Annotated in this window: 9 protein-coding genes; all 9 read right to left on the reverse strand. The window is 55.1% G+C overall.

Annotated features, from left to right (window positions below):
- Window positions 1-92: 92 nt before the first annotated feature.
- From JRI46_04915 to xerC, 9 genes are read right to left on the reverse strand one after another with little or no spacing between them, the layout of a single operon-like run.
- Window positions 93-617, reverse strand: a complete 525-nt coding sequence (locus tag JRI46_04915) for a hypothetical protein (GenBank protein ID MBW2038926.1) — start codon at window positions 615-617, stop codon at window positions 93-95.
- The gene (locus JRI46_04920) at window positions 608-3,091 is read right to left on the reverse strand and encodes a leucine--tRNA ligase (protein MBW2038927.1); all 2,484 of its coding nucleotides are present in this window, start codon (window positions 3,089-3,091) and stop codon (window positions 608-610) included. The genes JRI46_04915 and JRI46_04920 overlap by 10 nt, the downstream gene beginning before the upstream one ends.
- Window positions 3,088-4,290: an argininosuccinate synthase gene (locus tag JRI46_04925; GenBank protein ID MBW2038928.1), complete on the reverse strand. Its 1,203-nt coding sequence runs from the start codon at window positions 4,288-4,290 to the stop codon at window positions 3,088-3,090. Before JRI46_04925 ends, JRI46_04920 begins: the two co-directional genes overlap by 4 nt.
- Entirely contained in the window at window positions 4,274-5,212 is a 939-nt protein-coding gene (argF, locus tag JRI46_04930; protein MBW2038929.1) for an ornithine carbamoyltransferase, read from the reverse strand. Before argF ends, JRI46_04925 begins: the two co-directional genes overlap by 17 nt.
- Window positions 5,209-6,420 carry an aspartate aminotransferase family protein gene (locus JRI46_04935; GenBank protein MBW2038930.1) on the reverse strand — a complete coding sequence of 404 codons (1,212 nt, stop codon included), beginning with the start codon at window positions 6,418-6,420 and terminating at the stop codon, window positions 5,209-5,211. Before JRI46_04935 ends, argF begins: the two co-directional genes overlap by 4 nt.
- Window positions 6,396-7,292: an acetylglutamate kinase gene (argB, locus tag JRI46_04940; protein ID MBW2038931.1), complete on the reverse strand. Its 897-nt coding sequence runs from the start codon at window positions 7,290-7,292 to the stop codon at window positions 6,396-6,398. The genes JRI46_04935 and argB overlap by 25 nt, the downstream gene beginning before the upstream one ends.
- Window positions 7,292-8,668 carry an ATP-dependent protease ATPase subunit HslU gene (gene hslU, locus JRI46_04945; GenBank protein MBW2038932.1) on the reverse strand — a complete coding sequence of 459 codons (1,377 nt, stop codon included), beginning with the start codon at window positions 8,666-8,668 and terminating at the stop codon, window positions 7,292-7,294. The genes argB and hslU overlap by 1 nt, the downstream gene beginning before the upstream one ends.
- Before the next feature lie 17 nt (window positions 8,669-8,685).
- Window positions 8,686-9,213, reverse strand: a complete 528-nt coding sequence (gene hslV / locus JRI46_04950; protein ID MBW2038933.1) for an ATP-dependent protease subunit HslV — start codon at window positions 9,211-9,213, stop codon at window positions 8,686-8,688.
- Complete coding sequence (gene xerC / locus JRI46_04955) at window positions 9,206-10,123, reverse strand: tyrosine recombinase XerC (GenBank protein MBW2038934.1); 918 nt, start codon at window positions 10,121-10,123, stop codon at window positions 9,206-9,208. Before xerC ends, hslV begins: the two co-directional genes overlap by 8 nt.
- Between the last annotated feature and the right edge of the window lie 357 nt (window positions 10,124-10,480).

Raw genomic sequence — 10,480 nt, forward strand, 5'->3', positions numbered from 1 at the left:
CAAATTGCAAAGTTAAGGAGATTTTTAATAATTTTGCATTTTGAAATATGCATCTTGCATTGAAGTTTAGCCATTTCTTCATATGGCTAAACTTAAAATCTCTCTTGTATCCTGAAATAGACCTCCTCGGCCAGATCAGCAGCGATCTTACGGATGGCCCTGTTTTTTCTCCCCTCGTAGACCATCACGTCATCGGAGGCCTTATATTCCTCAGAACGCTTTATACCATCACCCCGCCAGAGGATCTCACCATTTTCCTGGCGGACCAGGCGCAGATCCAGGGTGATGGTGACCCGATGCTCCCTCACCCGTGCCTCCTCGTCATAGGCCAGGGAGTGGGTGGTGAGGGATCTGATAGCCCCTTGTAAGACGGCCTCTGCCCTTTGGGCCTTCACGATCTCCAATTCCCTCCGTGAGATAAACTCCTTGCACAATGCCGATATAAAGATCGTATCGAGGTTGGGTTCCGGGGTCTTATTTTCCAAGGGGGAGATGGCCAGGGTGGTCACCCCCCCGGGAAACCCTCCCCCTCTGCCCATAATGTGGTAACCACAGGCAAGGGCCATGGAGAGCAAGATGACGTTCAAAAAAAGGGCGATCTTGGTCTTCATGCGCATACGATATTGACCAACTTTTTGGGGACGAAGATGGTCTTTTTGACCTCCTTCCCCTCGATATGCCGCCTCACCTTGGGGCTGGCCAAGGCCGTGTCTTTGATCTGTTCCTCTTCGGCAGAGGGGGGGACGAGGAGCCGATCCCTGAGCTTGCCGTTTACCTGAACCACGATGATGATCTCATCCTCGACGATGGCCTTTGGGTCGTACTCTGGCCAGGGGGCCTTTCTGGCGCTATCCTCCTTTCCCAAGGCCTCCCAGAGCTCCTCCGCGATATGGGGGACGAAGGGGGAAAGGAGCAACACCAGGGATTCCAAGGTCTCCTGCCAGACGGATTTGGCCGATGGGGTGTCCTCTATTTCATCCTTAGTCTGATAGATGTGGTTTACCAACTCCATTACCGCGGCGATGGCGGTGTTGAAATGGAACCTCTCGATATCTTCGGTCACCTTTTTGATGGTTTTGTGCACCTTTTGGCGCATCTCCCAGAGATCCCTGGGGAGATCTACTTTCCCCTTGGGATGGGGCTGGTCCAAGAGATTGTCCCTCAACTCATAGACCAGCCGCCACACCCGATGGAGGAACCGATAGCTCCCCTCCACACCCTCCTCTTTCCAGTCGAGGTCCTTTTCTGGTGGGGCGGCAAAGAGGCTGAACAGGCGTGTAGTGTCGGCCCCGTATTGTTCAATCATATCGTCAGGGTCCACGATGTTCCCCTTCGATTTGGACATCTTGGCCCCATCCTTGATCACCATCCCTTGGGTGAGGAGGTTGGTGAAGGGTTCATCGAAGGAAACGATGCCCATGTCCCTCAACACCTTGGTGAAGAACCTCGCATAGAGGAGATGGAGGATGGCGTGTTCTATCCCCCCGATGTATTGGTCGACGGGCATCCAATATTCCAGCCTCTTCCCCTCAAGGGGCCCTTGGTCATAGTCCGGACAGGTGTAGCGGGAGAAATACCACGAGGACTCCACGAATGTATCCATGGTATCTGTTTCCCTCCTGGCCGGTCCTTGACAACGGGGGCAGGTGGTCTTGACAAAGGAGCGCAGATCAGGTAGCGGAGACCTTCCGCTCTCCTTCAATTCCACATCCATGGGGAGGACCACAGGCAGATCCTCTTCGGGGACAGGCTGGACGCCACAGCGATCGCAGTAGATGATGGGGATGGGGGTACCCCAATACCTCTGGCGGGAGATCTCCCAGTCCCGCAAGCGGTAGTTCACGGCCTTCCTGCCGATCCCCTTCTCCTCCAGATAATCGGCGATGGCCTCCATGGCATGACGGTTGCCCATGCCGTCAAAGGGACCGGAATTGACCATGACCCCATCGTCCGTATAGGCCTCGGTCATGGTGGCCGGGTCGAGCTCTTCGCCTGGGGGCTGTATCACTACGATTATCGGTATCCCGTATTTTTTGGCGAACTCGAAATCCCTCTGGTCGTGGGTGGGCACTGCCATGATGGCCCCGGTACCATACTCCATCAGGACGAAGTTGCCGGTGTAGATGGGCATCCTTCTCCCGGTCAGGGGGTTTACGCAGTAGGTCCCCAGGAAGACCCCCTCCTTCTCCATCTCCTCGGCGGTGCGCGTGATCAGGTCCTGCCTTTTCACCCTCTCCACGAAGGTCCGAACCTCAGCCTCTTCACGCCTTCCCTTACAGAGTTCCAAGACCAAGGGGTGTTCCGGCGCCAGGACCATGAAGGTAGCCCCACAGAGGGTGTCCTGACGGGTGGTGAAGACGGTAATGGCCCCCTTGCCATCTTCCAGGGGAAAGTCGACCTCCACGCCTACGCTTTTACCAATCCAGTTCTTCTGCATGGCGATGACCCTCTCCGGCCAACCGGGGAGTTTGTCGCAAGACTCCAGCAGTTCCTCAGCGTAGGCGGTGATCCGGAAGAACCACCCCTCCAGCTCCTTTTTGTCCACCTCACCGTGGCACCTCCAGCACCTACCCCCCTCCACTTGCTCATTGGCAAGGACCGTCTGGCACTCCTTGCACCAGTTTACCAGGGCCTTTTTCCGGTAGGCCAGCCCTCGTTCATACATCTTGATGAATATCCATTGCTCCCATTTATAATAGTCCACATCGCAGGTAGCCAATTCCCTCCCCCAGTCGTAGCTGAAACCCATCCGTTTTAGCTGATACTTCATGTAAGAGATGTTGTCGTAGGTCCACTTGGCGGGGTGAATTTTGTTTTCTAGGGCGGCGTTTTCCGCAGGCATCCCGAAGGCATCCCAGCCCATGGGATGCAATACATTATATCCTCGCATCATCTTATATCTGGCCACCACATCCCCGATGGAGTAGTTCCGGATGTGCCCCATGTGGAGTTTGCCAGAGGGATAGGGGAACATCTCTAGGAGATAATATTTCTCCCTGCCCGAGTCCTCTAGGGCCCGGAAGAGCCTTTCCTGTTCCCAATATCTCTGCCACTTCTCCTCGATCTGATAGGGGTTGTACCTCTCTTTCATCTTCCCAACATCCTCCTTATCCTGAGTCTGAGGGCGTTGAGTTTGATAAAACCTTCGGCGTCCCTTTGTTGGTAGACCTCGTCCTCCTCGAAGGTGGCAAAACCGCTGTGATAGAGGGACTTGTCCGATTTCCGTCCGACCACCATACAGTTTCCCTTGTAGAGCTTCAGCCTGACGGTCCCCGTGACATCATGTTGCGTCTCGTCAACCACCTTCATCAGCAGGTCCGTCTCTGGTGAGTACCAATAGCCGTAGTAGATGAGCTCCGCTATCTTGGGTATAAGGGAGTCGCGCAGGCGCATCACCTCCCGATCCATGGTGATGGACTCCAGGGCCCGGTGGGCGATGTGGAGGATGGTTCCCCCAGGTGTTTCATATACCCCCCTGGACTTCATCCCCACATACCTGTTCTCCACGATGTCCACCCTGCCAATTCCATGGGTACCCCCTAATTTGTTGAGCCGCACCAGCAGTTGGGCAGGTGAATGGGTTTCCGCATCTATGCGGACAGGGACCCCATCCTCAAAGTCTATCTCGCAATAATGGGGCTGGTCCGGCGCCTGCTGCAGAGAGCTGGTGAGCACAAACATCTCCTCATCTGGTTCCAGCCAAGGGTCCTCCAGGATACCCCCCTCAAAGCTGATGTGCAACAGATTTCTATCGGTGCTGTAAGGTCTCTGGTGGGTAACGGGTACGGGGATGTCCCGGCTTTGGGCATAGCGGATAAGGGCCTCTCGGGAGCGGAACCCCCACTCCCGCCAGGGGGCGATGACCTTTATGTGGGGGTCAAAGTAGTAGTAGGTGAGTTCGAACCTCACCTGATCGTTTCCTTTACCCGTGGCCCCATGGGCCACGGCATCGGCCCCCTCCCTGCGGACCACCTCCATCTGACCCTTGGCGATGAGGGGGCGGGCGATGGAGGTCCCCAGCAGGTACCCAGCCTCGTAGATGGCGTTGGCCTTGATAGCGGGAAAGACGAAATCCCGGACGAACTCCTCCCTGAGGTCTTCGACATATACATTACTCGCCCCGGTGGCCAATGCCTTCTGACGTACCTGGTCCACCTCTTTCCCCTGGCCGATGTCGGCACAGAAGGCGATCACCTCACATTCGTATTGTTCTTGCAGCCACTTCAAGATTACCGAGGTGTCTAACCCCCCAGAATAGGCCAATACTATTTTTTTAACGCCTTTTCCCATCTTTCCTTTTTTCTCCCATCAATAGGGTCAAGATGGCCTTTTGGACATGGAGGCGATTTTCCGCCTGATCAAAGATGATAGAATGAGGTCCATCCATTACCTCATCGGTGATCTCCTCCCCACGATGGGCAGGCAGGCAGTGCATTACCAGTACATCCTCTCTGGCCCATCGAATGAGGTCTGAGTTTATCTGATAGTCCTGAAAGGCTCTCATCCTCTCCTGGCGCTCGCCCTCCTGGCCCATACTGGCCCAAGCATCGGTGTTGATCACGTGGGAGCCCTTCACAGCCTCTTTCGGATCATGGGTGATGACGATCTTGGATGAGGCTTCCCTCATGGCCCTGGAGAGGATCTCCTGATGGGGTTGATACCCCGGGGGACAGGCGAGCCAGAGATCGAAGCCGAGCCGTAATGCCCCATTTATCCAGGAATTGGCCACATTGTTCCCATCCCCCACATAGGCCACCTTCAATCCACGGTACTGGCCCCGCTTTTCCCAGATGGTGAAGATGTCGCTCAGGATTTGGCAGGGGTGCAGGAGGTCGCTCAGGCCATTGATCACCGGCACTGAGGCGAAGCGGGCCATCTCTTGGACCCGCTCTTGTGCGAAGGTCCTGATCATGATCCCGTCCGCATATCTGGACAAGACCTGGGCCGTATCTGCAATAGTTTCCCCCCGACCCAACTGGGTATCCTGGGGGTTCAAGAAGAGGGCGTGTCCCCCTAATTGATACATCCCCACCTCGAAGGATACCCTGGTCCTGGTGGATGGTTTCTCGAAGATCATGGCGAGGGTCTTCCCCGCCAGGGGACAGTAATATTTGCCCTGCAGGTATATCCCCTTCAACTCTTTGGCCTTTTGGAGGATGGCCTCGATCTCCACTGGCGTCAGGTCATAAATGCTGAGCAGGTCTTTTTTCATCGCTCGGAGAAGATCTCCTCTAGGGCTGCAAGCAAGAGGTCGATCTCATTGCGGGTGATGATGAGGGGGGGGACAAAGCGCAGGACCCTGTCCATAGTGCAGTTGATGAGGAACCCCTTTTCCAAGCAGCGCCCCACAATCTCCTTCCCCTCGAACTCCAGTTCGACCCCGATGATGAGGCCCTTGCCCCGGACGTCTTTGATAAATGCGTACCTCTCCTTCAGGGCAAGGAGCCCCCTTAGAAAGTATTCCCCCATCTGCTGACAGTTCTCCAGGATACCATCCCCCAAGAGGGTGTCGAGGACGACGCAGCCCACCCTGGTGGCCATGGGGTTCCCGCCAAAGGTGGAGGCGTGGCTGCCCGGGGAGAAGGCCTGCGCCACCTCCTCAGTGGTCACTACGGCCCCTATGGGGACCCCATTGCCCAGGGATTTGGCCAACGTCATGATGTGAGGAGGAGTATCATAGTGTTGATAGGCGAAGAGTTTGCCTGTCCTGCCCATTCCCACCTGGACCTCATCGTAGATCAACAAGATCTTTTTTTGATCACAGAGTTCCCTCAACCCCTTCAAGTAGTCGGGGGAGGGGAGGTTCACCCCCCCCTCTCCCTGAATGGGCTCCACCATAACGGCGCAAGTCTGGGGGCCGATGGCTTCTTTTACGGCCTCTATGTCGTCAAAGGGTACATACTTGAAACCCGGCAGGAGTGGCTCAAACCCTTTATGCAACTTCTGCTGCCCTGTGGCGCTCAAGGCCCCCATGGTCCTTCCGTGGAAGGAATCCTCCATGGTGATGATCTTATACTTCTTTCCACCATATTGCTCCTTGGTGTACTTTCGCGCCAGCTTGATGGCCGCCTCATTGGCCTCGGCCCCGCTATTGCAGAAGAAGACCTTCTCCCCAAAGGAGTGCTCACAGAGGCGCTGGGCCAGATCTAGCTGTGGTCCAATATAGTAGAGGTTAGAGCAATGGATGAGTCTTCTCGCCTGTTCCTCCAAGGCCTGGACCACCCTGGGATGACAGTGGCCAAGGTTGCATACCGCTATCCCCCCCACAAAGTCGAGGTATTCCCTCCCGTTGCTATCCCATACCTTTGCCCCCTGCCCCCTCACCAGGAAAATGGGGTGTCGGGCGTATGTGTTGAGCAAAAAATTTGTCTCCTCTTGGATCAACTCCTCTCCTTTCAATCCGCGCTCCCCTCTGCCCATATCTCCGTTCCAACACCTGTGTCGGTGAAGGTTTCTAAGATGAGGGCATGTTTTACCCTTCCATCGATGATATGGGCCTTGGCAACACCTCCTGCTAAGGCCTCCAGGCAGCAGTTGATCTTGGGGATCATCCCCTCGGAGATGACCCCTCGTGAGATGAGTTCCTTTGCCTCTTCAACCTTCAGACTCGGTATCAGATCCCCCTCCTTGTTCAGTACCCCCGGTACATCGGTAAGGAGGATCAGTTTTTCCGCCCGCAGGGCGGCTGCCAATTTCCCAGCCACTAGATCGGCGTTGATGTTGTAAGTCTTCCCATTCCTTCCAACCCCCACGGGGGCGATGACAGGGATGAAGTTACTGTTGTCCAGGGTCTTGATGACATCAGAGTTGATCCCCTCCACCTCTCCCACCATCCCCAGATCGACGATCTCCGAGGGGGTTTCGCCCTGTCCCTGTAGGGGGAGGAAGAGTTTTTTCGCCTGGATGAGACCGCCGTCCTTTCCGCTGAGCCCCACCGCCTTTCCCCCACAACGGTTGATGAGGCCCACTATATCCTTGTTCACCTTCCCCACCAGGACCATCTCCACCACATCCATCGTCTCTTTGTCGGTGACCCTCAGGCCTCGCACAAAGGTGGAGTCCTTGCCCATCTTTTGGAGGACCTGGCCGATTTGGGGACCGCCGCCATGGACCACCACCGGGTTTAGGCCGACGTACTTCATCAGGACGATATCCATGGCAAAGCCCTCTTTGAGGTCCTCGTCAGCCATGGCCGCCCCCCCATACTTGATCACCATAGTCTTTTGGTAGAACTTCCTGATGTAAGGGAGGGCCTCGATCAGCACCTGGGCCTTTTCGATAAGCCTCTGCATCACAAGATATACCTGCTTAAGTCCTCATCCTGGACAAATTCTTCGAGCTTCTTTTTCACATAGTCGGCATCGATGACCATCTCTTGGCTGCTCAGCTCGGGGGCGTTAAAGGAGACCTCATCCAGGAGTTTCTCCATGATGGTATACATCCTCCTAGCCCCGATATTCTCTGTCCTTTCGTTGATAAGGGCGGTGATCTGGGCGATCTCCTCGATGGCCTCCTTGGCGAACGACAATTTGACGTTCTCGGTCCTCATCAACTCCACATATTGGGTGATGAGGGCGTTTTGGGGTTCAGTCAAGATCCTGATAAACTCCTCCTTTCCCAGGGAGTCCAGCTCCACCCTGATGGGGAAGCGACCTTGGAGCTCGGGGATGAGGTCGGAGGGCTTGGCTACATAAAAGGCACCGGCAGCGATGAAGAGGATATGGTCGGTTTGCACCATCCCGTACTTGGTCATCACCGTGGTACCCTCTACAATGGGAAGAATATCCCTCTGCACCCCCTCACGGGAGACATCAGGTCCATAGGTCGTTTCACGGCTAGCAATCTTGTCGAGCTCATCCAGGAAGATGATTCCCGATTGCTCCACCCGCTGGATGGCTAGCTTGATTACCTTGTCCATGTCGATGAGTTTTTGGGCCTCCTCCTCGGCAAGGATATCCAGGGCCTCGGGTATCTTGAGCTTCCTCTTCTTGGTCTTCTTTGGAAAGAGACCAGAGAGCATATCCTTGATGTTTATGTCCATCTCCTCCATGCCCGCTGTTGAGAGGATCTCCACTACGGGCAGGGCCCTATCGGTTACTTCTACCTCCACCAGACGCTCGTCCAGCTTCCCCTCCTGCAGCAGCACCCTTAATCGTTCCCTGGTCTTTTGGGTGTGATCCACCTCTAACTGCTCTTCGGTGGTCTCGACGGCTCCAGGCAGGGAGAGCGCAGGCGAGGCATTCTTGGGGGAAGGGGGCAGAAGGAGATCCAGGACCCTCTCCTCGGCCATCTCCCGGGCCTTGTCCTGTATCCTCTCCTCCTCTTCCCTCCTCACCATGTTGACGGCCAGCTCCGTCAAATCCCTGATCATCGACTCCACGTCTCGTCCCACATACCCCACTTCTGTAAACTTGGAGGCCTCGATCTTTAAAAAGGGGGCCTGGGAGAGTTTGGCCAGACGGCGGGAGATCTCGGTCTTGCCTACCCCTGTGGGGCCCATCATGATGATGTTTTTCGGGGCGATCTCATCCCGCAGCTCCTTCGGGACCTGCTGACGCCGCCAGCGGTTTCGTAAGGCGATGGCCACGCACCTCTTCGCCTCATCTTGTCCGATGATGTACTTATCCAGTTCGGCCACGATCTCTTTGGGGGTTAAGGGCTGCTCCATCTTTGTCCCTTCTTCCTTTAAAGCTCTTCGATTGTTATCTGGTTGTTTGTGTAAATACATATCTTAGAGGTTATCCGCATCGCCTCTTGAGCGATGTCCCTGGCATCCAGATTTGAATGGAGGCAAAGGGCCCTGGCCGCTGCCTGGGCATAGGGACCACCAGAGCCTATGGCCACGATCCCGTCGTCAGGTTCCACCACATCCCCATTGCCGGAGATGATGAGGGAATGATCCCTATCAGCCACGATCAGCAGGGCCTCCAGCCTCCTGAGCAGCTTGTCGGTTCTCCAATCCTTGGCCAGCTCCACGGCCGCCCGCTGGATGTTTCCGCTGTACTGCTCCAGCTTTTCCTCGAAACGCTCAAAGAGCGTGAAGGCATCGGCCGTAGCCCCAGCGAAACCTGCCAGGACATTGTCGTTATAGAGTTTGCGCACCTTTCGAGACCGGTGTTTAATCACCGTGGTCTCCAACGTCACCTGTCCATCCCCGGCGATCACTACCTTTCCTTTGTGCCGCACGGATAGGATGGTGGTTCCCTTAAACATCCTTGACTCCTTTTCTGGCGCGTGGGTGGACGCGATCATATACCTCCATCAATTTCCCTGAGCTCACATGGGTATACTTTTGAGTGGTGGAGAGGTTGGCATGCCCCAAGAGCTCCTGTATCCCCCGCAGATCGGCTCCGGCATCCAGCAGATGGGTGGCAAAGGAATGCCTGAACGTATGAGGGGTGGTCTCCTTCCATACCCCCCCCTTGAGCAGATATTTCTTGATCATCCTGGCCACGCTGCGGGCAGTGAGCCTCCCCTTTCGGTAGTTGAGGAAGAGGGGTCTGGGGGGTCCTTTTTCCTGTCCGATAAGCTCAGCCCTCTGCGTCAGGTATGCCCTCAATGCCTCGGCGGCCTTGGAGCCGATGGGTACCATCCTCTCCTTGCCCCCCTTTCCCATCACCCTCACCATTCCTCTTCCCAGGTCCAGGTGCTCCAGGTTGAGGGAGATGAGTTCCCCCACCCTGATTCCACTGGAGTAGAGGAGTTCCAGGATGGCCCGATCCCTGAGCCCCAAGGGACTGATCGCATCAGGGGTATCTAAGAGCCGGAAGATCTCGTCTACAGAGAGGGCATGGGGGAGGTCCTTTCCACCCTTTGGGGTTGTTACCATCTTTGCGGGGTTCTTCCCGACGATCCCCTCTCTCTTCAAATACCTGAAGAATGTCCTCAAGGTGGCTAGTTTCCGCACCACCGAGCTCCGCTTTATCCCCTGTTCCTGATAGAGGTATCCCAGGTAGAGGCGGATCGCCAGGTAGTCTATTTTGGTAACATCAGAAGGGAGGCCCTTTCCACCCAGAAAGACCGCAAACAGCTCCAGGTCCTTTCGATAGGCCCGGCAGGTATGGGGCGATGCCCCCCTCTCCAAGTCCATGTAGTCGATGAATTTGTCTATGTGGCTGTACAAAGCTTCCCTCTAAAAAAAGAGCTATACTGTACATTTAATTTATAAAATAATCAACGCAAAAAGTCAATGAAAGAGACCCTTACTGCCTTTTTAAAAAACCAAAATAATTTGACAATTTGGAGAAATTGTGGAAAATGAAGAGAGGATTGGACGCTATTTGAACGGGATGTTGGACGGAAAGAAGTAGACTGTCTAGTGGAGGGTAAATTAGGGTCTCCCAAAGTAAGGGATAAACGAACCTCGGTTCGGTTATTTTAAGATAACCAAAATAACGCTTCGCTCGAACCCTTCGGGTTCGCATTTTGGTTATCGAGATGCGGATGAGCGAAAGACTTCAGCCTGAGATAAAATGGAGAC

The organism is Deltaproteobacteria bacterium (genome assembly GCA_019308925.1).
Lineage (GTDB): Bacteria > Desulfobacterota > B13-G15 > B13-G15 > RBG-16-54-18 > JAFDHG01.

What these genes read in the sequence shown, in the direction of transcription:
- JRI46_04915 (MBW2038926.1), bottom strand. Translation starts at nt 617, where the DNA reads ATGCGCATGAAGACCAAGATCGCCCTTTTTTTGAACGTCATCTTGCTC.
- JRI46_04920 (MBW2038927.1), bottom strand. Translation starts at nt 3,091, where the DNA reads ATGAAAGAGAGGTACAACCCCTATCAGATCGAGGAGAAGTGGCAGAGA.
- JRI46_04925 (MBW2038928.1), bottom strand. Translation starts at nt 4,290, where the DNA reads ATGGGAAAAGGCGTTAAAAAAATAGTATTGGCCTATTCTGGGGGGTTA.
- argF (MBW2038929.1), bottom strand. Translation starts at nt 5,212, where the DNA reads ATGAAAAAAGACCTGCTCAGCATTTATGACCTGACGCCAGTGGAGATC.
- JRI46_04935 (MBW2038930.1), bottom strand. Translation starts at nt 6,420, where the DNA reads ATGGGCAGAGGGGAGCGCGGATTGAAAGGAGAGGAGTTGATCCAAGAG.
- argB (MBW2038931.1), bottom strand. Translation starts at nt 7,292, where the DNA reads ATGCAGAGGCTTATCGAAAAGGCCCAGGTGCTGATCGAGGCCCTCCCT.
- hslU (MBW2038932.1), bottom strand. Translation starts at nt 8,668, where the DNA reads ATGGAGCAGCCCTTAACCCCCAAAGAGATCGTGGCCGAACTGGATAAG.
- hslV (MBW2038933.1), bottom strand. Translation starts at nt 9,213, where the DNA reads ATGTTTAAGGGAACCACCATCCTATCCGTGCGGCACAAAGGAAAGGTA.